24 protein-coding genes are annotated in these 21,803 nt (G+C 36.3%); 16 read left to right on the forward strand and 8 right to left on the reverse strand.

Features of this window, described 5'->3' with window-relative positions; genetic code table 11:
- Positions 1-27: 27 nt before the first annotated feature.
- The 9 genes from H3V00_RS02485 (at position 28) to H3V00_RS02525 (ending at position 7,926) form a co-directional block, all read left to right on the forward strand.
- Positions 28-330: a putative quinol monooxygenase gene (locus H3V00_RS02485; RefSeq protein ID WP_084551889.1), complete on the forward strand. Its 303-nt coding sequence runs from the start codon at positions 28-30 to the stop codon at positions 328-330.
- A gap of 142 nt (positions 331-472) precedes the next feature.
- Positions 473-1,123 carry a fumarylacetoacetate hydrolase family protein gene (locus H3V00_RS02490; protein ID WP_084551890.1) on the forward strand — a complete coding sequence of 217 codons (651 nt, stop codon included), beginning with the start codon at positions 473-475 and terminating at the stop codon, positions 1,121-1,123.
- A 259-nt stretch (positions 1,124-1,382) separates the two neighbouring features.
- Positions 1,383-2,786 carry a glycosyltransferase family 39 protein gene (locus tag H3V00_RS02495; RefSeq protein WP_198206537.1) on the forward strand — a complete coding sequence of 468 codons (1,404 nt, stop codon included), beginning with the start codon at positions 1,383-1,385 and terminating at the stop codon, positions 2,784-2,786.
- An 84-nt stretch (positions 2,787-2,870) separates the two neighbouring features.
- Complete coding sequence (locus H3V00_RS02500; RefSeq protein ID WP_084551892.1) at positions 2,871-3,830, forward strand: glycosyltransferase family 2 protein; 960 nt, start codon at positions 2,871-2,873, stop codon at positions 3,828-3,830.
- Positions 3,830-4,243: a GtrA family protein gene (locus H3V00_RS02505; RefSeq protein ID WP_198206535.1), complete on the forward strand. Its 414-nt coding sequence runs from the start codon at positions 3,830-3,832 to the stop codon at positions 4,241-4,243. Before H3V00_RS02500 ends, H3V00_RS02505 begins: the two co-directional genes overlap by 1 nt.
- Entirely contained in the window at positions 4,224-5,003 is a 780-nt protein-coding gene (locus tag H3V00_RS02510) for a ChbG/HpnK family deacetylase (RefSeq protein WP_172397114.1), read from the forward strand. Before H3V00_RS02505 ends, H3V00_RS02510 begins: the two co-directional genes overlap by 20 nt.
- Positions 5,004-5,198: 195 nt before the next feature.
- A complete protein-coding gene (locus tag H3V00_RS02515; protein WP_198206533.1) occupies positions 5,199-6,212 on the forward strand; it encodes a methionine ABC transporter ATP-binding protein in 1,014 nt (337 codons plus the stop codon).
- The gene (locus H3V00_RS02520; protein ID WP_198206531.1) at positions 6,209-6,877 is read left to right on the forward strand and encodes a methionine ABC transporter permease; all 669 of its coding nucleotides are present in this window, start codon (positions 6,209-6,211) and stop codon (positions 6,875-6,877) included. Before H3V00_RS02515 ends, H3V00_RS02520 begins: the two co-directional genes overlap by 4 nt.
- A 236-nt stretch (positions 6,878-7,113) precedes the next feature.
- Complete coding sequence (locus H3V00_RS02525; RefSeq protein ID WP_025330669.1) at positions 7,114-7,926, forward strand: MetQ/NlpA family ABC transporter substrate-binding protein; 813 nt, start codon at positions 7,114-7,116, stop codon at positions 7,924-7,926.
- 72 nt (positions 7,927-7,998) lie between these two features.
- Here H3V00_RS02525 and H3V00_RS02530 read toward each other — a convergent pair whose 3' ends face one another.
- Positions 7,999-8,583, reverse strand: coding sequence for a superoxide dismutase (locus H3V00_RS02530; protein ID WP_025330670.1), 585 nt, complete (start codon positions 8,581-8,583; stop codon positions 7,999-8,001).
- Between the two features lie 213 nt (positions 8,584-8,796).
- Between H3V00_RS02530 and dnaB the strand changes: the two genes are divergently transcribed.
- From dnaB to H3V00_RS02560, 6 genes are all read left to right on the forward strand, one after another.
- Positions 8,797-10,188, forward strand: coding sequence for a replicative DNA helicase (gene dnaB / locus H3V00_RS02535; RefSeq protein WP_037393315.1), 1,392 nt, complete (start codon positions 8,797-8,799; stop codon positions 10,186-10,188).
- Positions 10,189-10,299: 111 nt separating this feature from the next.
- A complete protein-coding gene (locus H3V00_RS02540; RefSeq protein ID WP_198231791.1) occupies positions 10,300-11,028 on the forward strand; it encodes a Tfp pilus assembly protein FimT/FimU in 729 nt (242 codons plus the stop codon).
- Positions 11,029-11,046: 18 nt separating this feature from the next.
- Positions 11,047-11,556: a hypothetical protein gene (locus tag H3V00_RS02545; protein WP_084551899.1), complete on the forward strand. Its 510-nt coding sequence runs from the start codon at positions 11,047-11,049 to the stop codon at positions 11,554-11,556.
- The gene (locus tag H3V00_RS02550; protein WP_084551900.1) at positions 11,553-12,440 is read left to right on the forward strand and encodes a PilW family protein; all 888 of its coding nucleotides are present in this window, start codon (positions 11,553-11,555) and stop codon (positions 12,438-12,440) included. Before H3V00_RS02545 ends, H3V00_RS02550 begins: the two co-directional genes overlap by 4 nt.
- A gap of 36 nt (positions 12,441-12,476) precedes the next feature.
- A complete protein-coding gene (locus H3V00_RS02555; RefSeq protein WP_084551901.1) occupies positions 12,477-13,058 on the forward strand; it encodes a PilX N-terminal domain-containing pilus assembly protein in 582 nt (193 codons plus the stop codon).
- A gap of 27 nt (positions 13,059-13,085) precedes the next feature.
- The gene (locus tag H3V00_RS02560) at positions 13,086-13,541 is read left to right on the forward strand and encodes a type IV pilin protein (RefSeq protein ID WP_084551902.1); all 456 of its coding nucleotides are present in this window, start codon (positions 13,086-13,088) and stop codon (positions 13,539-13,541) included.
- Between the two features lie 128 nt (positions 13,542-13,669).
- Here the strand turns inward: H3V00_RS02560 and H3V00_RS02565 are convergent, their stop codons facing one another.
- On the reverse strand, positions 13,670-14,071 hold the full coding sequence (locus tag H3V00_RS02565; protein WP_084551903.1) for a Spy/CpxP family protein refolding chaperone: 402 nt from the start codon (positions 14,069-14,071) through the stop codon (positions 13,670-13,672).
- Between the two features lie 117 nt (positions 14,072-14,188).
- Between H3V00_RS02565 and rpe the strand changes: the two genes are divergently transcribed.
- A complete protein-coding gene (rpe, locus tag H3V00_RS02570) occupies positions 14,189-14,884 on the forward strand; it encodes a ribulose-phosphate 3-epimerase (protein WP_084551904.1) in 696 nt (231 codons plus the stop codon).
- 151 nt (positions 14,885-15,035) lie between these two features.
- Here rpe and polA read toward each other — a convergent pair whose 3' ends face one another.
- From polA to H3V00_RS02600, 6 genes are all read right to left on the reverse strand, one after another.
- Positions 15,036-17,831, reverse strand: coding sequence for a DNA polymerase I (gene polA, locus H3V00_RS02575; protein ID WP_198206526.1), 2,796 nt, complete (start codon positions 17,829-17,831; stop codon positions 15,036-15,038).
- A gap of 288 nt (positions 17,832-18,119) precedes the next feature.
- Positions 18,120-18,575 (reverse strand): type VI secretion system amidase immunity protein Tai4, encoded by a 456-nt coding sequence (locus tag H3V00_RS02580; protein ID WP_025330680.1) that lies wholly within the window; start codon positions 18,573-18,575, stop codon positions 18,120-18,122.
- 174 nt (positions 18,576-18,749) lie between these two features.
- Positions 18,750-19,223, reverse strand: a complete 474-nt coding sequence (locus H3V00_RS02585; protein ID WP_025330681.1) for a T6SS amidase immunity protein Tai4 family protein — start codon at positions 19,221-19,223, stop codon at positions 18,750-18,752.
- Positions 19,220-19,801, reverse strand: a complete 582-nt coding sequence (locus tag H3V00_RS02590) for a type VI secretion system amidase effector protein Tae4 (RefSeq protein WP_144340666.1) — start codon at positions 19,799-19,801, stop codon at positions 19,220-19,222. The genes H3V00_RS02585 and H3V00_RS02590 overlap by 4 nt, the downstream gene beginning before the upstream one ends.
- Before the next feature lie 126 nt (positions 19,802-19,927).
- Positions 19,928-20,458 carry an inorganic diphosphatase gene (locus H3V00_RS02595; RefSeq protein ID WP_198206524.1) on the reverse strand — a complete coding sequence of 177 codons (531 nt, stop codon included), beginning with the start codon at positions 20,456-20,458 and terminating at the stop codon, positions 19,928-19,930.
- 169 nt (positions 20,459-20,627) lie between these two features.
- Complete coding sequence (locus tag H3V00_RS02600; protein ID WP_198206522.1) at positions 20,628-21,623, reverse strand: SHOCT domain-containing protein; 996 nt, start codon at positions 21,621-21,623, stop codon at positions 20,628-20,630.
- Between the last annotated feature and the right edge of the window lie 180 nt (positions 21,624-21,803).

Raw genomic sequence — 21,803 nt, forward strand, 5'->3', positions numbered from 1 at the left:
GTCTAAGAAAAATTAAGGAGATAAAATATGTCACAGCCAATTAAACTAATTGCAATCATGGATCTGAAAGCAAATGCCTGGATAAATATTGATGCTGCCGTTGAGCAATGTGTGGAATTGTCACGTAAAGAAAAAGGAAATGTGTTTTACACCGTTAATAAAGATTTAGATAAGGCTGATCGAATTATATTTATTGAATGCTGGGCTGATGATGCAGCAATTAATGAGCATGGTAATACTGTACATTTTCAAAACCTGATTAAAACAGTAGAACCATACTTGAAAGAACCAATGCAATTAATAAAATTAAGTGAAATTACTGCTTTTTAATTTTACTAAATATATTATCTCTGGTTCTCACAGACTATACAGGCTGAATTTTCAGTTTTGATAAACTAATTTTGGCCGGATAAATTGCTATTTCCAGACAGTAATTAATTTCAAATCTGGATTTAATTTTTGGTGACACAAGATGAAAACCGTTTATATCAAAGAACAAAAAGTTGCTTTAGGTAATATTTTTTGTATTGGAAGAAATTACACAGAGCATATTAAAGAATTACATAATGTAAAACCTGAAGAACCCGTGGTATTTATGAAGCCAACTTCTTCTCTGGCTCTGGAGTCTGATGATATTCAATTACCATCCTATAGCTCTGATGTACATCATGAATGTGAGTTGGTTATCTATATGGCAGAAGATGCTTTTGATGTTCAGGAAAATGAGGCGTTAGATTATGTCGGTGGCTATGCTATTGGTCTGGATTTAACTGCGCGAGATGTACAGGCAGAGTTAAAGAGTAAAGGTTTGCCATGGGAAAAAGCCAAAGGGTTTCCTACAGCAGCCTGTTTATCGCACTTTATTCTGCCATCTGAAATTGATGATATCCAGCGACAGGAATTTTTCTTAAAGGTAAATGGAGAGATACGCCAGCAGGGTTATACAAAAGATATGATGTTTACGTGCCGGCAAATTATCAGTTATTTGTCCAGAGTTTATGGCTTGCAGGCAGGTGATATTATTTACACTGGTACACCTGCCGGAGTTGCAGCGATTCGATCCGGTGATGAACTAGAATTAATCTGGCCGGATAAAATCAAAGCTACATTCCGAGTAGCTTAAGCTAGCTTTAGTTGAGCTGATTTTGCATTATTCAGGCGCAATTTTTCATTGCGCCTGAATGCTTTGAGTAAATGATTTTTTAAAATCAACAGATAAGTTTCTTGATAATATTGCTATACCGTAGTGTCTAACAGTAACTGCACCCTTTATAATAACTTAATTTGAAAATTGAAATCTTTTTATGCCAAGCAAACCGTTGTCGCTCAGACTACCCTTTTGGTTAATACTTTATTTTATCTTGTGGACGGTATTACCTTTTATGCTTTCCTCAAGTTATCCCTTAGATGTTCCTGAGGGTATTTACTGGGGACGAGAATGGCAATGGGGATATTATAAGCATCCGCCATTTTCAAGCTGGGTACTCTATTCTTTTTATTATACTTTTGGTCATATAGGTCCGTATATTTTAAGTCAATGTACGATAGCATTGAGTTTATGGCTGGCTTATTTGTTCGGCCGGCAATTGATGAGCAAAAGCCGGGCTTTTATCGGTGCATTGTTTTTGCTGGCAATATTTTATTACACGTGGCCTTCTCTTGAATTCAATCACAATATAGCGCAAATGCCCGTATGGCAGGGTTTAATCTATATCTTTTATCTGGCTATTCGAGAAAATCGCTGGAAGCACTGGTTATTGTTTGGTTTGCTGGCTGGTATTGGCATGCTAGTAAAATATACCGTTGCCTTACTGCTATTAACTATGGTGTTATATTCATTGTGTACTACGAACCGACGGTTATGGCTGACACCAAGGCCGTGGTTGGCAATACTGCTTGCTATGATTGTGTTTGCTCCGAATATATACTGGCTGATAGAGCATAACTGGTTACCACTGACTTATGCTTCAGCACGCTCAGCTGAAGATGCAAACCGTAACGGGCATCTGGCGGCTCTGGGCTATTTCGGCACTCAGCTACTTAATCATTTACCTATTTTATTTATTTTGCTGTTTACCCGTACACGATTGAATTTACGCCCGTCTGTTCAGGTATTGCGTCAGCGTGACTGGTATTTTCTTTTATGGATGGGATTAGTTCCTACGCTGATACTTGTATTTGCCGGACTGATTTTTGGACTAGGATTACGTGATATGTGGGGTATGCCGATGTGGGGCTTATCCGGACTCATAATCGTGTCTCTGATTCCCGAACCGGTATTTATATCTAAAGATAAATCTTTGCTGAAAGGTATAGCAGTCTGGGCGCTTATTGTTACCATATTGATGGCTGTTTATGTAGGATTCGGAGCCAGAATCCGTCATAAACCTTCTCGGATGGACTGGCCTCAGGCTGCACTGGCCAAACAGGCTGATGATCAATGGCAGGAGTTGTCTTCTTGTAAGCTTGATAGTGTGACTGGTTCAGACTGGGTAGTATTGCTGGTAGCTTCCTATTCAAAATTTGCTCCATCAGTCATGGTGTCCGGTAATTCCGCTTATTCTCCATGGATGAGCAATAGTCGTTTACAGCAGCAAGGTACGCTGGCATTATGGCCTGCGGATGAACATCCTCAGACACCATGGTTAGAACCTTTAGCCCATCATTCTGAGCTGGTTGTAAAACAAGGTGAGTGGATAGTTCGATGGAATAAATTACCCGATCGAGAGCCTCTTAAGGTAATGTGGCAGGCATACATACCGAAAAAATGTTTAAAACAACAATGATTTTTTATATTTATATAAAATTAAAAATGATTAATAATACATTTGGATTATCTCAGTTTGCTGTTAGGCTGAGAGGTAAATGATATGGATAAAGTTAGCACTGGTTTAAGTATTATTTTGCCGGTATATAATGATGCAGCAGCTATAAATCGCTTTTTGCCTGAACTGTTTGTTTTTACCAGTCAGCAACAACAGAACTGTGAAATTATTTTAGTAGATGATGGTAGTAAAGATCATCTGACCACATTATTTGAAACGTTTCGACAGCAATTACCAAGTAATACAGCATTGAGGCTGATACAATTTTCGCGTAATTTTGGTAAAGAAGCTGCACTTACGGCCGGATTAGCGCAATCTCAGGGTGAACTGGTTACCATGATGGATGCTGACGGACAGCATCCGGTTTCAGTACTGGAACAAATGCTTGAATTAATTCAGACCAATAATGTGGATGTGGTGGCTGCCGTACAGGCTTCACGTGAACATGAAGGCTTAATAACCCGGATATTGAAAAATGGCTTTTACCATTTTATGCAGGATACTCACCGGTATGAGCTGACACCTAATGCCGGTGATTTCAGACTGATGAAACGTCGTGTTGTAGAAGCTTTACTCAAGTTACCTGAGCGGCAACGGTTTATGAAAGGGTTGTATGCATGGGTAGGATTTTCTACCATTTATATTCCTTTTCAAGCATCTGAACGGCAGGCAGGCAAGAGTAAATTTAATTATTTCAGCCTGTTTGAGCTGGCTTTAATAGGTATTACTTCGTTTTCTCAGCGTCCATTACGCTGGATTTCCAGAATGGGAATGATTATTTCATTCCTGTCGATTGTCTATGGATTGTATATCGTTGCTGATACACTGTTTTTTGGTAAAGACCTTGCTGGCTGGCCGACACTGGCAGCTGGAATTATGTTTTCTGCCGGGATACAGCTCGTTTGTCTTGGTGTAATTGGCGAATATATCGGTCGTATTTATGAAGAAGTAAAACAGCGACCGCTTTATCTGGTAGACAAAGTGTGGGACAGTCGCGAAAAATAATGAAATCTGTATCTGCACAGGGCATATGGTTTACTCTGGTAGGAGGAGCAGCTGCTGCTATGCATTTTTTATGTTTGGTGGTGTTAGTTCAATATGCTCACTTTTTACCGGTTTTGGCCAATCCTCTGGCTTTTCTTTGTGCTTTTGTTATCAGTTTTACCGGTCATTATTACCTTACATTCAGTCTGACGCGACATACATGGTTTCAGGCTCTCTGGCGCTGGTTATTCAGCTCTATAGCCGGTTTTATGATAAACCAGATTTTATTTATGGCAGGTATACACTGGTTTGGAAATCAGGCCTATTGGTGGTTATGGTTTATTGTTACGCTGATAGTGACAGTTTTATCTTTTATACTGGGTAAATTCTGGGCATTTAATGAAAAGGCACACAATGAAACCAGTTATGATTAATGTAGATGATCTGGGTTTATCTGCAGCTGTAAATGAAGCTGTACTTCGTCTATCTGAGTTGGGACGCATACAGGCAAGCAGCTTTATGAGTCTGGGCACCATTGCTTCAGATGAAGTTGCAGAATTGAAAAAGCAGCATACTGATATCGGTTTGCATCTGGATTTTACCGGATTTGCCGGGTTGGGTACCCTGAAACAGGTACTAATTAAATCTTACCTGCATGCATGGCCGGAAAAAATTTTGCAGGATATTATTAATCGCCAGCTGGATGCTTTTGAAGATAAAATTGGTGACATACCTGTTTTTATCGATGGACATCAGCATGTACATCAGTTCCCACAGATACGCTCTGTACTACTAAATATAATATTGCAGCGTTATGGAAATACAATAGCAGTACGCAGCACAAAAACTTCTCAGAAAGATATCAAGGCAAAATTTATTCATACCCTTGGTGGCCATGCTCTCGACAGCGCTTTAGATGCGGCTAATATTACGCATAATCATTTCTTTGCAGGTATCTATAACTTTAACGCCAATTTAAAAATTTTACAGCATAAATGGAATAACTGGCTTAGCATGCCTGCTGAACATTCATTGTTGATAATGTGCCATCCGGCAGTATCTTCAGAACACTGGCATGATGAAATTAAAAATGCGCGCGAATACGAATGGCAATGGTTACAAAGTGAAGCATTTGCGCAATGCTGGCACCAACATCATTGTTATGGCGTTAACTGGCATAATTTTAAACAATAGTTTTATTTTATACGCTAAAAAAGAGTAATACATAATAATGAACTTAATCACCAAGATTTACAGTATACTTGCATTTTTTAGCCGTAGTCATTAGAAAATCAGTCAGCACGTTTACGATTTATCAAGTACACTATCTGTATTGCATTACATCTGGATCATTGGAAATCAGATCGCAGCGAGTATTTAAGGATCGTTATGATCATATTTGAAAATATAAAAAAAACTTATATCAAAAATAAACAGCAGGTTCATGCCCTGAATGATATTAACCTTACAGTTGATACAGGTGATATCTATGGGCTGATTGGATGGAGTGGCGCAGGTAAAAGTAGTTTAATTCGTCTGGTTAACCAGCTGGAAAAACCAACATCCGGTACGGTTACTGTTGACGGTGTAGATTTAAACAAACTGGATACCAAGGCTCAGCGTGAGCATAAGAAAAAAATCGGCATGATTTTTCAGCATTTTAATTTACTGGAATCTAAAACGGTTGCTCAGAATATTGCAATTCCATTAGTTTTACAGGGATTAAAACGTGATGAGATAGACCGCAGAGTCGATGCTATGTTGTCGTATGTTGATCTGGCTGGTAAAAAGCAAAGTTATCCAAGCCAGTTATCCGGTGGTCAAAAACAGCGTGTCGGGATTGCCCGTGCTCTGATTACAGAACCAACAATATTATTATGTGATGAGGCTACTTCCGCATTAGACCCTCAGACTACTTTATCTATTCTGAAACTATTAAAACAAATTAATAGCGAACGCAATATCACTATTTTACTGGTTACTCATGAAATGGAAGTGATTAGCTCCATTTGTAATAAAGTAGCGGTGATGGAAAAGGGGCAGGTAATTGAGAAAGGAACTGTACTTGATATTTTTTCCGCCCCTCAGCAAGAGACAACGAAAAAATTTGTCAGCACAGTAATCAATGCAAAAATACCCGAAGCAGTGTTGGATAGTCTGGTTGAACAGGAAAATATATTCAGGTTGGAATTTTTAGGTAATTCAGCTAGAGAACCAGTAGTTAATGAGCTTATTTTAAAACAACTGGTGGAAATTAACATACTTTTTGCCAATATGCGCGAAATAGGCGGAGTAGTGCTGGGAAGTATGTTTATCCAGATGAATGGTATTGAGACAGATGTAGAAAAAGCGTTGACATTTTTGCAGGACAGAGGCGTTCGAGTGGAAAGAGGTGGTGTATGAATCAGTGGTTTGATACCTCATTAACTGCTGACCAGTTTGGTACGGCAATATTGCAAACTTTCAATATGGTCAGTATCTCATTTGTTCTGGGATCGATACTCGGAACAGCCTTAGGTGTACTGTTATTGCTTACCCGACAGGGAGGAGTATGGCCAAAGCCGATACTGTATAATTTGCTAAATATTATTATTAATATTGTTCGTTCATTACCCTTTATCATTTTGCTGATTTGTGTGTTACCAATAGCCAGTCTTGCTATCCATACATCTATTGGTACCAAGGCAATGATCATTCCGTTGATTATTTTTGTTTCCCCTTATATTGCTCGGTTAATTGAAAATTCCTTATTAAGCGTACCGGCAGGTATTATCGAAGCAGCTCAATCAATGGGAGCAACCAATTTTCAGATTATTCGCTATTTTATTTTACCTGAAGCTATGCCCTCTATTTGGCTGGCCTTAACTACAGCACTTATCGGTTTAATTGATGCTACAGCCATGTCTGGTACAGTTGGTGGCGGAGGTATCGGTGATTTAGCTGTTAATTACGGATACCAGCGATTTGATTATGTAATTATGATTGTTACAGTTGTCGTTCTGGTATTAATTGTACAAATTATTCAGACCATGGGTAACTGGCTTGCAGCTAAGACTAAAAAAAATTAACTTTCTATTTATTTAAAACGGCTTATTTTAAGCCGTTTTTGATTTCTGCATATATATAAATTTCTTATCTTTGGTTATAAGCAGTCAGTCTTTTAATATTCATATGCAATGATTAGACTACCCAGCTATATTATATTTTTTCCATAAGCCAATTAATCTTTAATTCACATAAATAAAACGTACTTGCTGTTATGTGAATTAAAAATATGAAATTGACTATCATCGGAGCCAATAGCATGAAGTTTTTTAAGCAAATTATTATTTTAATTACTGCCTGTCTGGTACTGGGAGCCTGTCATCAGGATAAAACCAGTAATAAACAGATTATTGTCGGCACTTCACCCGGCCCCTATAGCCAGCTTTTTCTTGATGCAGTAAAACCTATTCTGGAAAAACAGGGATATCAAATTAAACAAATTGATTTTTCTGATTTAATGCAGGCTGATATCGCTTTACAACAAGGTAGTATTGACGTAAATGTTGATCAGCATACTGCCTATATGGATGCATTTAATCAGAATAAAAAAGCCAATCTGATTGCTTTAACTCATATTCCTACTGTGCCAACAGCAATTTATTCTAAACGCCATACAAACTTGCAGGCAATAAAAAAGGGAAGTGCTATTGCAGTACCAAACGATCCGGCAAATGCTGCACGAGCCTATCGTCTGCTGGCAAAAGCTGGCTGGATTACCCTTAAGCCTTCAACCAATCCGGGCATGATCTCTAAAAATGATATCAAGACAAATCCTTATGAATTGAATATCACTGAGCTGGATCCGGGTAATATTCCGCGTACTTTATCAGATTTTGATTATTCAGTTATACCGGGAAGCAGGGCATACGCAGCCAAAATTAACCCCGATCTTGCCCTGTTACAGGAAGATATTATTCCTTCATTTGAGTTAGTTGTAGCGGTAAGAGCCGATAATGCACCAAAAGCCTGGGCACAGGCTGTGAAATCAGCTTATAGCTCAGCAGAATTCAAACAGTATATGCAAACACACAATACTAAAAATTACTGGTATGTGCCGAAAGAAAATAACTGAAACAGATGCACAGTTATGAAAAAACTGCCTTTAGATAAAAGGCAGTTTTAATTATGTGCAGTTAATTATAGCTTATGCTGCAAAGCGTTTTTCTACTTCATTCCAGTTAACGATTTCCCAGAAATTACTTAAGTAATTCGGACGGCTGTTGCGATAGTCAATATAATATGCATGTTCCCAGACATCGCATGTCAGCAAAGGAGTGTTGTCAGTGGTCAGTGGTGTGGCTGCATTACTTGTAGAAACCAGATCAAGATTACCGTCCGGTGTTTTTACCAGCCAGGCCCAGCCTGAACCGAAAGTACCTGCAGCTACTTTGTCGAACGCTTCTTTGAATGCATTAAAATTGCCCCATTTCGCATTGATAGCGTTAGCCAGAGCACCATTTTCAGTTAATGCCGCACCTTTAGGTGTAAAGCCAAACCAGTAAAATGTATGATTCCAGGTTTGAGCTGCATTATTAAATAACCCGCCCGAAGATTTTCTGACAATTTCTTCCAAAGGCATATTCTCAAACTCTGTTCCCTTAATTTGGTTATTCATATTGGTGATATAGGTCTGATGATGTTTGCCATAATGATATTCCAATGTTTCTTTTGAAATATGTGGTGCCAGCGCATCAAGGGAGTATGGTAGTACTGGTAATTTATGTTCCATGGTTGAGATTCCTTCTGATAGAGTGAGTATTGCGTATTTTGCAGTGAGCTCAATGTAGAGTTATATAAGATATATTTGCAAATATATAGAACATTTAACTCACTTTAAACCATTATATGGTTCGTTAATATTGTAATACACAGCTCTTATTACCCGCAAATAAGCAGTCACTTAATGGTAAAATTAAAAAAGTTGTTAAAAAAGTCAGAAGACATGGAAGAAAACGATATCAGTGCAGATGAAACAAATCAGTTAGCTATGCCGCCGCATTCGATGGAAGCAGAACAGTCGGTTTTAGGCGGGCTGATGCTCGAAAACAGTGCATGGGACAGAATTGCAGATTTAATTGATGAAGACGACTTCTATCGTCATGAGCATCGCCTTATATTCAGAGCAATTAAAGCATTAGTAGAGCTCTCACGTCCGGCGGATGTGATAACAGTACAGGAAGAGCTGCAAAAAAGAGAAGAGCTTGAACCGGCCGGTGGTCTGGAATATTTAATAACGCTGGCACAAAATACCCCTTCAGCAGCAAATATCCGGCGTTATGGAGAAATTGTTCGTGAACGTTCCATAATGCGCCAGCTGGCTCAAGTAGGAACACAAATTGCCCGTTCGGCTTATAGTCCTCAGGGAAAAGATGCAGCACAAATGCTGGATGAAGCCGAAAACAGCGTTTTTCAGATTGCTGAATCAACTGCACGATCAAAACAGGGTTTCCTGACAATGCCGGTGCTGCTAAAAGAAGTTGTGGCACGAATTGACTACTTGTATTCGCGTGATAACAAAAACGATGTAACTGGTGTTTCAACCGGTTTTATTGATCTCGATAAAAAGACATCAGGTCTGCAACCGGGAGATCTGATTATTGTTGCAGGTCGTCCGTCTATGGGTAAAACGGCTTTTTCACTAAATATTGCAGAGCATGTCGCTATTGCAGAAAAATTACCGGTAGCTGTTTTTTCAATGGAAATGGGTGGTGCTCAACTGGTATTGCGAATGCTTGGTTCAGTAGGCCGTGTCGATCAGAGTGTTCTGAAAACCGGACAATTGCAGGATGAGCATTGGGGTAAACTCAATGATGCAGTAGTTAAGCTCACAGATGCCCCAATGTTTATTGATGAAACCCCCGGATTAACAGCGCTGGAAGTGCGTGCCCGCGCTCGCAGACTGGCACGTCAGCAAGGCGGTAAACTGGGATTAATTGTACTGGATTATCTGCAATTAATGTCTGGTTCAGGCCGCTCAGACAACCGTGCTTCTGAGCTGGGTGAGATTTCACGATCTTTAAAATCATTGGCTAAAGAACTTCAGGTTCCTATAATTGCTTTGTCACAACTATCCCGTACGGTGGAGCAACGTACCGATAAACGACCTATGATGTCAGATTTACGTGAATCTGGAGCTATCGAACAGGATGCTGATCTTATTATGTTTATGTATCGTGATGAATACTATCATCCAGACAGTCAGTTTAAAGGATTGGCAGAATGTATTATTGGTAAACACCGTAATGGTCCAACCGGAAAAGTTCATCTTACCTTTCAGGGGCAGTTTACTAAATTTGATAATGCTGCCATGCCTGATGGTTATTTTGATGAATAAAAATCACTTATTTATTATATTAGTAGTCTAAATCATATGTTTTGATGTAAAATTAATTTAAAATAAGTGTATATTAACTTGTGTCCGGCTTATTAGAATTAAGGTTAGAAAATGGCTTCATCTAAACCAACAAATGCTGGTTTTACTTTAATTGAATTGTTAATTGTCATTGCTATTACTGCCATACTGGCTGCAATAGCATTACCGGCTATGAACAGATTGGTTGCATCACACAGGACAAATAACCGAGCAGATCAGATGCTTGCAATGTTTCAGTTTGCAAGAGCTGAAGCTATTCGTACTAACAAACCTGTATTAATTTGTCCTACTGTAATCAGAAATGGTACAGGTACAACTAATGGATGCAGTAAATTTGAGGATTATTCCGATGGTACCGGATGGGAAGGCTTTTTTGCATTTAATGATAACGATTTAGATGGTAAATTTATAAGCGCTAATACATCCACTAATACATCCACTAATACATCACCTGATACACCTGTGCGAACTGTTGCGATAAATCAGAACACAAATAAAATCAAAGTAAAACTTAACTGGGGAGTATGTCAAAATAATACAAATAATTGTACCGGTAAAATTACAGATTCAGACATGCTGGCATTTATGCCGAATGGACAATTCGGTCTAGGTTATGGTACTGATTCTACTAAATGGACAATAGGGACTTCCAATGTAGCTATAGAAATATTTGATGCCGATTACAAAGATATTAAACGTCGCATTGTTATATCACCTAGCGGCAGACCTGTATCATGTTATGGTAATTCTAAAAATGGTTCTGTTTCTGCTTCTACACTTTGTATTGCAAGCCTAAAATAGAGTATATCAAGGAATTATATGGATAAGTATATGTACCGGTATATTTCAGTCAGGATATTATATTCATCAAATAGATTTCAGCGTCAGAATGGATCTACAATCATTGAAGCTATTGTGGCCATGTTTGTCTTGTCATTTGGTGTACTTGCATTAATGCTGGCTCAGATCACTGCAGTTCATACATCTGTAAATGCAGCGAATCAAGGAGAGGTAACCAGAGCAGTACAAAATTACATTGAACTGATGAATTCTCAACCAAAAATTTCTTTAGAAGTAACAGAAGATGCAGCAAAAAATAAGATATTTACTTTGAAAAAGGATTTTTCAGATTTTAATAATAAAAATTGTTCAACTCTCCTCAATATTAATTTAACAAATGCTAAGGTAAACAGCTGTGTAATTACAGATGGTCAGATTACTGTAACCTGGTGGGGGCAGATTCTTGATAAGGATGATGATAACAATGATGATAACAATTTAAAGGATAAAAATCTATTTTCGTATTCCCTGACTGCAGGTCAGTCATGAACACAACAGACAAAAATACAAAGATTGATCCAATAATGAAAATAGTTAAAATCACTAATTTAAAACAAATTCCACGCCGGCAGCAAGGATTCAGTCTGGTCGAACTGATGGTGGCATCTGCAATCAGCATAATTGTTTTATTGGCTGCCAGCTCTACATTTTTAACAACGTATAAATTAAAAGAACAGGTTAAAACACGTATTAGTTATGAACAAGATGTGCGTAATGCAGCAAATGTAATTCGTAGCGATATGCGGCAGTTGGCTGATTTTAGTTGTATGAATCCCCCATCGACATCCCAATTAAACTCTATATTCGAAAATGCATTTAGTGTGAAAAATAAACAGTTTTTATCAACTGATTTACCAACCGCATCTTCTAGTATTGCTGTAAAACCAGTAACAGGCAGTAAGCCTTTAGTGTTAACTTATGTAAGTGATAAATTAGTCAATAGTATTTTGTCTTCGAAATGTCAAACTAATATAGATGATGAAGACATAAGTGGTGCGGTTTATATAGTTGGAACTACAAATTTGGATCCAGATCCGGGATTTTATCGAATAAATTATTCTAATAAAACATTTAGCGCCCCACAACTGGTAGTAAGAAATGTCACTGCTGTAAATTATCATTTTGATTATGATAATCATACTGCAAATGATTGCCCCAGTGCTGCCAGTGCTGCCGGCAGCAAACTCCCTCCGCCTTTGAAAGCCAATGTAACACGTACAACTGATCTTAATTTCAAGTATGAAAAGCCACCTGTTTTAATTGGAGTAACCCTGACAGTAAGACCTAATGGAACAAATGATAATACAACTATCAATTATGAAATTAATGCCTCTGTACGACAAGGTGAAGTTTGTGTAAGTAGCAAAATTTAATTTTATAGACCAATTACTCTGGAAATCTTTGCAGACATGAAAATTAAAAATAAAACCTTACAATCCAGTCAGTCTGGTTTTGCATTATTTTTAGTGCTGATTATGATGATAGTTATTGCTTTTCTTGTAGTAGTAACTATGCAAAGTACATCGATGGATACGCGAACCAGTGCTAATGATAGCGATCATCAGCTTGCATTTCAAAACGCACAGCTTGGTTTGGCTGATGCTGAAAAGAAAATTAGTGAGTGGCCTGGTTTAAAGACAGCACAGCAATTTAACTGTGATTGTAAAGCAGGATTATGTGCAGCAAAAGGAATAGATCCCGCAAAAGTAAACAGCAAAATAGCTAAAGTTGAATCCTGTACTGATTTAAAAGATGTTTGGAAACGATCTGGAGTATTTACAGATATAAAAGATAGTGATCCATCATTCAAATATCCAGATAAGCAAAATGAGAAGGCAGAGTACCGTTATGTAATTGAATATTTAGGGCCTGATACTAAAGCAGGAGTAGGGTATTATATATTCCGAATTACTGCAAAAGGCTGGGGACAAAATGCTTCAACTTCAAGTATTATTGAAGAAACTATTCAAGCCGCTTTATATGATTATTAATATAAAGATTTATATCTGGAAAAATGCATGAAAAAATATCAAAATGGTTTCTCTTTGATTGAGCTAATGGTGGTAATTGCAATTATGGGGATTTTGACTGCCTTAGCTGTACCGGTTTATAGTAGCTATATTGAGAAAGCAGATTTAACAGATGCTACTACTACACTAGCCAATATCAATCAAGATATAGCACAAACAAAACTAAAACTATTTAATAGAAATTTACTAAAAGATGATCTCGATTCATCAATTAAGAATCAATTGACCAAAAATGGTAATGTAGACAAAAAATATGAAATTGGAGTTACATGTAGTACAACTGATGATTGCACAAAATTTCGTTTATATGCAGAACCTAAAAATGGTGTCCATTTAAAAAAATCAGTTTGGATGAGTAATGACTCAAGTACTTACATTTGTAATACAAAATCTGTAAAAAGTATTACAGATCCATCTCAAAATTCTTTGTGTAGCAGGCAATAAGCATTTTTTATCGTATTACTATACTTTATTTTATGATGGTATTAAGTAAAATCTGAATTCATGTAATTGATTTATTCAAAATAATATTTAATTCAAATAGTTATCTATCAAGTACTAATTTTATAGTTTTAACGCAAACAATTATTAATCCAGTTTTGTCTTTGCTGCTGATTTAAAACTTGCAAAAACTCATATTGTACTTTTAATTCATCTATATCTTGTTGTATACGAGGCATATAATAGTTCAACACATAGCGTTTTGCTTCAGTTTCATCAAATTTTGGTTTCATCAGAATCTGTGTTAATTGCTCACTTTTACGTTTATTGTTTGCGGTATGCTGCAAATTAGTGTCCTGATTTCGTTTGTACTGCATTCTGATAAGCCTAAGCCTTGTTTTTTGCATTTGAGTTAATTCAAGCTTGCGTAAGTCACAATTAATCTGACCCGAGGCAAAAGTAGAAAAAGTAAATGTTAATAAGACAAAACCGGCACAATAGCGGGTCATTTTTTGCCAGTATGAAAATATCATTTTGTTCTCCCTTTGATTTCTATCAGTTATTATGAGTATACTTCAATAGCAGTCAAACACATATAATGGTAGTAAACTTGCGTAAATAATATAATTTATTATAGATAATGTTTTAATATGAATAAGTTAACGAAACCGGATTTTTATATTGCTCCTAGTATTTTATCAGCAGATCTTGCCTGTTTGGGCAATGAAATTACTTCCGTAATTAACAGTGGAGCAGACTGGATTCACTTTGATGTTATGGATAATCATTATGTGCCAAATCTTACGTTTGGTCCTATGGTTTGTCAGGCAATAAAACCATATGCTTCTGTTCCCATTGATGTACATTTAATGGTAGAACCAGTTGATGAAATGATTAATGCTTTTGCAAAAGCCGGTGCGGATATTATTACTTTTCATCCCGAAGCAAGTAAGCATGTAGATAGAAGCTTAAATCTAATAAAGACAGCTGGATGTCAGGCAGGGGTGGTATTAAATCCGGCTTCTCCAATAAGCTTATTGGAAGAAGTATTAGATAAAGTAGATGTCATATTACTGATGTCGGTTAATCCAGGTTTTGGTGGACAGAATTTTATTCCATCCACACTGAAAAAAATTCGTAAGGTTAGGGCAATAATTGATGAATATGCCTATGAAAGTAAAAGATTTATCCGATTAGAAGTAGACGGTGGAATCAAAATTGATAATATTGCTCAGATAGCAGCAGCAGGAGCTGACACATTTGTTGCAGGTTCTGCAATTTTTGGTCATAACGATTATTTTAAACAGATTTCTGCTATGCGTGCACAATTAGCTGAAATAAAATAAATTAGTTATTTAGCATTTAATTAATATGTTACTATTTTGATATATTCTGTCATAAAAATAAAGTTTTTATTGTTAATTTTTAAAAAGGTAGCCTGATAAATTTCAGACTACCTTTTATTATTAATCCTGATATTTCAAATAGAGTATTCCATTAATGAGCTTCATCCCAATTATGCCCATATCCGACATCAGCAATTAATGGAACTTTTAATTTAGCCACATTTGCCATTAATTGAGGCAAATGTGTTTGTACAGATGACAACTCATATTCAGGTACCTGTAATACAAGCTCATCATGTACCTGCATAATCAATCTGGTTTGCATTTTTTCCTGATTAAGCCATTTATATACAGCAATCATGGCTCGTTTAATTAAATCAGATGCCGTCCCTTGCATCGGTGCATTTATCGCAGCTCTGAATGCTCCGGCGCGTTCGTTAGCATTTGTACTTTTTAAACCAGGCAGATAAAGACGACGCCCGAATAAGGTTTCTACATACCCATGCTGTAATGCTTGTTCTTTAGCTTTTTCCATATATTCGTGTACACCCGGATATCTGTTAAAGTAACGTGATATAAAGTGTTGCGCAGCCTGCAATTCAATTCCTAATGATTTGGCCAGACCATATTCGCTCATACCATAGATTAAACCAAAGTTAATGGTTTTAGCATAACGACGTTGTTCTGCAGTTATTTGTTCCTGATTTGTCGAAAAAATTTCTGCTGCGGTACGCTTATGAATGTCCTCATCATGCTGAAAGGCATCAATTAAGGTAGAATCATTAGAAAGATGAGCCATAATCCTTAGCTCAATCTGTGAGTAATCCGCAGAAACAATTAACTGGTCGGGGGGGGCAATAAAACTTTTACGAATACGCCGTCCTTCTTCAGTACGTACCGGAATATTCTGTAAATTTGGATTATTACTGGCCAGACGACCTGTAATAGCGACAGCCTGAGCATAGGTAGTATGTACACGACCGGTATTCGGATTAATTAGTTGCGGTAATTTATCAGTATAAGTGGATTTTAATTTAGCCAGACTACGTGTTTGTAAAATAAGCTTGGGTAGGGGATAATTTACTGCAAGCTTTTCCAGCACGGTTTCATTGGTAGAAGTACCTCCGGATGAAGTTTTTTTCAGGCCGGAAGTAGGGATTCCCATTTTTTCAAATAGAATAGACTGAAGCTGTTTGGGTGAGTTTAAATTAAAAGTCTGTCCTGCCAGTTGATATGCCTGTTCTTCGAGTCGAACCAATTCAGTACCAAGCTCATGGCTTTGCTGAGCCAGTTCCTGACGATCTATTAGCACTCCGGTGCGCTCCATGTTATAAAGTATGTTCTCTACAGGGATTTCGAGATTACGATATAACTCAAGTTGCGCTGTATCCATCTGTTTTCTTAGTAAAATTTCAAGGCGAAAACAAACATCCGCATCTTCTGCTGCGTAATTAACGGCATCTTCAAGCGCGACATCAGCAAAACTGATTTGTTTTGCTCCTTTGCCACATAAATCTTCATAATGAATAGTTTGCCAGTTCAGATGACGAAGTGCCAATTCATCTAGACCATGGCCTAAATGGCTTTCAATTATATAAGAAGCCAGCATTGAGTCACCGGTAATTCCCTGTAAATTAATCTTATAGTTAGCCAGAACATGTTGATCATATTTAATATTTTGACCAATTTTTTCGGGTATATCTGCTTCCATATAAGGTTTCAGGGTAGCAAGCACAGTTTCAATAGGTAATTGCTCACTAATTACTGCCGGGCTGTGTCCGACAGGTATATAAAATGCTGTTCCTGGCTCTAGAGCGATACTGATACCGACAAGATGCGCATTCATCGCATCCAGGCTATCTGTTTCTGTATCCAGTGCAATAACTTTAGCGTTGTCTAATTGTTGTTGTAATTTATTTAATTGTTCAATTGTGGTAATAGCTGAATAGTTTTTGGGTATATTTCGGATTTGTTCAGTTTCTGCTGTATTTTCTATAATTTTAGTATCAGTACTATCATCATCGGTTTCAATATCACTAAACAGATCATTAGCAGGCTGAGAAGTTTCATTCGTATTCTCGTGACAATGATTTTGTGCTTCTTTTAACCAGCTTTTGAAACCAAGTTGCTTGAATTGTGAAATTAATTCTGTCCAATTTGGAGTTTTTCGCTGTAAATCTTCAATTCCGTGCGGTAACTCATGACGTAAATCTACATCAGTTTTGATAGTAATTAATTGATAGGACAGGGGTAATTTTGATGATGCAATTCTGAGATTTTCACCAACTTTACCTTTAATTTCATTAGCATGTTCAATAATATTTTGTAATGAACCATATTCCTGCAGCCATTTTACCGCAGTTTTAGGACCACATTTTTCCACACCGGGTACATTATCGACTTTATCACCAATCAGACTAAGATAGTCTATTATCTGGTGTGGTTTTACGCCAAATTTATTAATTACACCTTCTATATCAAGTTTTTCATTGTTCATGGTATTAACAAGCGTAATTTGGCTGTTAACCAGCTGAGCCATGTCTTTATCACCAGTAGAAATAATAACCTGATAACCGTCTTGTTCTGCTGAATGAGCTAAAGTACCAATTACATCATCTGCCTCAACACCTTTGACAGATAAGACCGGCCAGCCCATTAATTTCACTAATTCTGGTAACGCTTCAGCTTGTGGTCTAAGTTCTTCTGGCATAGGCGGACGATTAGCTTTATATTCAGGATAAAGCTGATGGCGAAAATTTTCGCCTTTAGCATCAAATATACAACAAGCATAATCATGTTGTGTATCTAAGCGCAAACGCCGTAACATATTTAGTACGCCATATAAAGCGCCTGTTGGCATACCTGTTGGACTGGTTAATGGTGCAAGAGCATGAAATGCTCGATATAAATAAGATGAACCGTCTACCAGTAATAGTTTTCTTTGCATAATTATTCCAGAAATATCAATTCTTACTTACACATTCATTCTTAGAAGCAAGAAACAGATGTTAGATATAAAGCCTCAATAAATTTGTATTTTACGATAAAAATATCATCAGTAATTTAAAACTATGATTGAATTAGCCAAGTATTATTGAACGAAGCTTTAAACAGATTTAATTTCGCATAATATATATTATGTTAAATTTTATTATTGCATTCAGCTAGCAATAAATATTAATAACAACTTGACTGCCCTAATATATTAAACTCAATATTGTCTAATATATCAAATTTAATATCCTTGACTTGCTTTTCTTTGGGGATATGGAACGACTTTTCTGGCAAGTTTATCAAGCTCTTTACTATGATAAAGATCAAGACATTTAAGGAAATCAAATTTTACACCTTTTATTTGTGCCTCCACTATTGGATTAAAATAATTACGTGATAGATAAGAATTAACTATTTTAAACTCTTCATCTACGCTTTCATTTATATCGTAAGAAACCCATTGCTGTAATGCACCCTCACTGCTTCCGATATCTTTTACTATATCTTTATTATCGTTATATGCTTTAGTTAAACAAGAAGCAAAGACCATATCCTTATAGTTCTGTATAAAAGTACGTTTTGGAGCTCCTGGATAATCAGGTTTAAAAGTATGCCTTGGTATATCTGATGCACCACATATTAAAGTTGAAAATAATAAACAACAGCTATACAAAATTTTTAATCTTGCCTTTACCATTTTAATCCCTTTATTTAAATCAGATATTTTTGTTTTTTATTTGAATAGTCTAATAGATCGAATTTAATATCCTTGACTTGCTTTTCTTTGCAGATACGGAACGACTTTTCTGCCAAGTTTATCGAACTCTTTACTAGGATAAAGATTTAAATATCTAATATCTTTATTTAATTTTTATTTCTTTCTATTTAAGTCCCTATAATAATTACGACTTGAACTTTTGTAAGTTTCATTTGGATCATAAACTATTTCTTTTGCTAATCTCTTCAAATCCTTACTATGATAAAGATCAAGACACTTTAAATAATCATATTTTACTTCTTTGTCAAATTCAGCATATGGATTAAAATAATCACGTGAGAGATACTTATCTATTAAATTGTGCACAGCCTTAGTTTCGTTTAAATCGAAGTATGCCCAATCAATTAATGCACTCGCACTACTACCGGCATCGCTTGACGCTGATTTGTCACCACGATATGCCTTAGCTATACAACGTCCTAAAACTATATCTTTAAAATTTTGTAAGTTTGTACGTTTATATGCTTCAGGTGACATGGCATTTAAATGAAGTTCTGATGCAATACATATTAAGGGCGATAATAATAAAGAGTAACTAAATAAAATTATTAATTTAAGTTTACTCATGATAACTCCCAAAAATGTGCTTTAGAAGTATTGTATCCTTGAGAACAAAAATAACAATGATCGTAACATGATGCTGCCGTACGCGTTCCATCAATTAATTGTGCTCCTTTAATTAAGGTAGCATGACCAGTAGCATCTGAAAAATCAGTCTCAAATATAATTATGCCTTTTTTTCCTTCTACATCTTTTTCAGTAGGACGATCTATTTTTATATCAGGTTTACCCCATTCATTTGTTAAAAAATTAATTAAATCTTTCACTCGATAATAAAACCAGAACTTTTTCTCATTAATAAAACCAGATACTGTTTGATCTTGTTCATACTTTATTTTTAGACCACCTCTATTCAAAATATAACTCATACGAATAGCACAAGTATTTTTGAAGTCCCCAGAATTAATATTCGCAGCAACCATACCACCAATCTTTTCAGCTACCATTTTTAGTAGTGTTTCTATATCCCAGTTTGGGTTATAAATTTCACTAGAGTATATTATGGCATCTTTGAAAAGCGGACGTACGCCTTGCCGTGTTCCATTTACATTTTGGTGTCTGTTAACTTGTCGCAGTTTACCCACAGTAATCCCCTTCAAAGAATTTAAGTTTTTGAGTTTGAAAATTTGCTGCGATATCTGAATATACCAAACTTCAAATGTCGCAGCAATCTAACATATTATGGTTACATAAATTATTGTATGTTTAAATTATTTTTGATTCCAGCGTTGCTGAGATTCACGAATAACACTTTTTGCTTCTTCTATATCGCCCCAGTGTGTAACTTGGGTTGTGCCGGCCTTTTTTAAATCTTTATAGTGGTTGAAATGAAATTCAATTTGTTTTATTAATTGTGCCGGTAGGTCGGCCAGTGTTTGAATTGCATTACCATTATTGCGATCGTCAGCCGGTACAACTACAATTTTGTCATCCACTTCGCCATCATCAACAAATTTCATTACGCCAATAATTCTGGCTTCCAGATAAATACCGGTAGTCAATGGCTGATCGGTAATGATTAATGCATCCAGTTCATCACCATCTTCATCCAGCGTTTGCGGTATAAACCCATAGTTGGTTGGTTTAGCAAAAATACCAGTTTCAACGCGATCGAGTTTCATGGTAGCCAGTTTTCTGTCCCATTCTATTTTATGGTTTGATCCGGCCGGAATTTCAACTACTACATTAATAATACCGCCGTCTACATTACCAGCATCCAGAATCTGATTAAAATCTGCCATAATTAAATGTCCTGCTTTAAAGTTTAAGTAGGCGTATTGTAAACAATGGCTTTTTGTTTGCCCATATTTTATTTAAATTTTACCGGGTAAAAAACAATTCATAGCTATTCGTATTCGAAAGTTTTTACCAAAAGGCAAACTATGATTAAGTTTGCCTTTTGGATTAAAACTAAATTTTATAGCCGTTCAGTTCTTTGATTTTGCTTTCAGATTTTTTAATGACACATTTATCATAATTTATTTGAGTTTCAGTAAGATTCTGGGCTGTTGGTCTGGAAAGGCAATATTGGTTTACCTCATCAGACCACTGTTCAAATGTCTGATTCAGGTTCTGTTGTATATCTTCCGGAATTGTTGACCAGGTTAAATTCACTCTTTTTAATGCGTCAGTTGCCATTTTATCCATTTGAGCAGTTTTTTCCTGTTTAATATCAGCCAGAGAAGATGCCTGTTCATCAAGTAAACTTTGTGCCCTGCTATTTAACATCATGGTTTCGCAATACTGATTAGCTACCTGTTGTGCTAATGGTGTACTGTAACCTGATAAAGAACAATTAGCTGCTAATGCGGTGCTATCCCAATCTTTCTGTTCTTGCTGCACTGTTGCTTTGAAATCAGGATCAAGACCAGCCCAGACAGAGTGTAAATTAGCTACCGCATTAGCACGCTCTTGCTGAAATTTAATCAATAGTTTATTGAGTTCTTCTGGCGTTTTTTTATTTAGATTCAAACCTGTTTCATCTGTGTTTGCTTCCAAGGTTGTATCACTGGGTTGCTGGGCATTCACTGTGATAACACTACTGGCCATACTGGCTGAAAGAGTACTCTGGTCATTAACAGGGGGGGTATTTACTCTATTGCTGAAGAAAATAAAAAACATTGCTACAAGTATGATTATTCCAATCATGATAATTAAAATAATCTTGACACTGTTACTGTGAGATTGCTGATTTTGAATTTGAGCAGGCTGTTCTATAAATACTGGGATTGATTCATCCTGAGATTCTACAGATTCTGGGAAGGATGTATTTGTATTTATAGGCTGTTGCTCTTGATTTGATAAGAGTAAAGTTTTTTGAGCTTCATACTCTTCTTTAGTAATCGCTCCTTTTTCAAGCAAATCAAATAATGCTTCCAATTCTTCAGTTATTGAAGATTTATCCATACCCTAACCCTTTAATGCAGACTGTTAATATATAAAGGTTATAACATAAATTAAAGATTTATTTATAGCAAATTTTTATTTGTTTCTGGTATCCGGGTTTTAGTTTTACGATGATTTCTATCAAAAATAATATTATAACCAAACTATTTAAAGGTATTTAAATACTAATTTAATCAGTAC

The organism is Snodgrassella sp. W6238H11, assembly GCF_016100525.1.
Classification (GTDB): domain Bacteria; phylum Pseudomonadota; class Gammaproteobacteria; order Burkholderiales; family Neisseriaceae; genus Snodgrassella; species Snodgrassella alvi.

What these genes read in the sequence shown, in the direction of transcription:
- rpe (WP_084551904.1), top strand. Translation starts at nt 14,189, where the DNA reads ATGAATAAGTTAACGAAACCGGATTTTTATATTGCTCCTAGTATTTTA.
- H3V00_RS02550 (WP_084551900.1), top strand. Translation starts at nt 11,553, where the DNA reads ATGAACACAACAGACAAAAATACAAAGATTGATCCAATAATGAAAATA.
- H3V00_RS02585 (WP_025330681.1), bottom strand. Translation starts at nt 19,223, where the DNA reads ATGAGTAAACTTAAATTAATAATTTTATTTAGTTACTCTTTATTATTA.
- H3V00_RS02595 (WP_198206524.1), bottom strand. Translation starts at nt 20,458, where the DNA reads ATGGCAGATTTTAATCAGATTCTGGATGCTGGTAATGTAGACGGCGGT.
- dnaB (WP_037393315.1), top strand. Translation starts at nt 8,797, where the DNA reads ATGGAAGAAAACGATATCAGTGCAGATGAAACAAATCAGTTAGCTATG.
- H3V00_RS02495 (WP_198206537.1), top strand. Translation starts at nt 1,383, where the DNA reads ATGCTTTCCTCAAGTTATCCCTTAGATGTTCCTGAGGGTATTTACTGG.
- H3V00_RS02510 (WP_172397114.1), top strand. Translation starts at nt 4,224, where the DNA reads ATGAAACCAGTTATGATTAATGTAGATGATCTGGGTTTATCTGCAGCT.
- H3V00_RS02485 (WP_084551889.1), top strand. Translation starts at nt 28, where the DNA reads ATGTCACAGCCAATTAAACTAATTGCAATCATGGATCTGAAAGCAAAT.
- H3V00_RS02565 (WP_084551903.1), bottom strand. Translation starts at nt 14,071, where the DNA reads ATGATATTTTCATACTGGCAAAAAATGACCCGCTATTGTGCCGGTTTT.
- H3V00_RS02600 (WP_198206522.1), bottom strand. Translation starts at nt 21,623, where the DNA reads ATGGATAAATCTTCAATAACTGAAGAATTGGAAGCATTATTTGATTTG.
- H3V00_RS02515 (WP_198206533.1), top strand. Translation starts at nt 5,199, where the DNA reads ATGATCATATTTGAAAATATAAAAAAAACTTATATCAAAAATAAACAG.
- H3V00_RS02490 (WP_084551890.1), top strand. Translation starts at nt 473, where the DNA reads ATGAAAACCGTTTATATCAAAGAACAAAAAGTTGCTTTAGGTAATATT.
- H3V00_RS02580 (WP_025330680.1), bottom strand. Translation starts at nt 18,575, where the DNA reads ATGGTAAAGGCAAGATTAAAAATTTTGTATAGCTGTTGTTTATTATTT.
- H3V00_RS02540 (WP_198231791.1), top strand. Translation starts at nt 10,300, where the DNA reads ATGGCTTCATCTAAACCAACAAATGCTGGTTTTACTTTAATTGAATTG.
- H3V00_RS02525 (WP_025330669.1), top strand. Translation starts at nt 7,114, where the DNA reads ATGAAGTTTTTTAAGCAAATTATTATTTTAATTACTGCCTGTCTGGTA.
- H3V00_RS02500 (WP_084551892.1), top strand. Translation starts at nt 2,871, where the DNA reads ATGGATAAAGTTAGCACTGGTTTAAGTATTATTTTGCCGGTATATAAT.
- H3V00_RS02520 (WP_198206531.1), top strand. Translation starts at nt 6,209, where the DNA reads ATGAATCAGTGGTTTGATACCTCATTAACTGCTGACCAGTTTGGTACG.
- H3V00_RS02545 (WP_084551899.1), top strand. Translation starts at nt 11,047, where the DNA reads ATGGATAAGTATATGTACCGGTATATTTCAGTCAGGATATTATATTCA.
- H3V00_RS02560 (WP_084551902.1), top strand. Translation starts at nt 13,086, where the DNA reads ATGAAAAAATATCAAAATGGTTTCTCTTTGATTGAGCTAATGGTGGTA.
- polA (WP_198206526.1), bottom strand. Translation starts at nt 17,831, where the DNA reads ATGCAAAGAAAACTATTACTGGTAGACGGTTCATCTTATTTATATCGA.
- H3V00_RS02505 (WP_198206535.1), top strand. Translation starts at nt 3,830, where the DNA reads ATGAAATCTGTATCTGCACAGGGCATATGGTTTACTCTGGTAGGAGGA.
- H3V00_RS02555 (WP_084551901.1), top strand. Translation starts at nt 12,477, where the DNA reads ATGAAAATTAAAAATAAAACCTTACAATCCAGTCAGTCTGGTTTTGCA.
- H3V00_RS02530 (WP_025330670.1), bottom strand. Translation starts at nt 8,583, where the DNA reads ATGGAACATAAATTACCAGTACTACCATACTCCCTTGATGCGCTGGCA.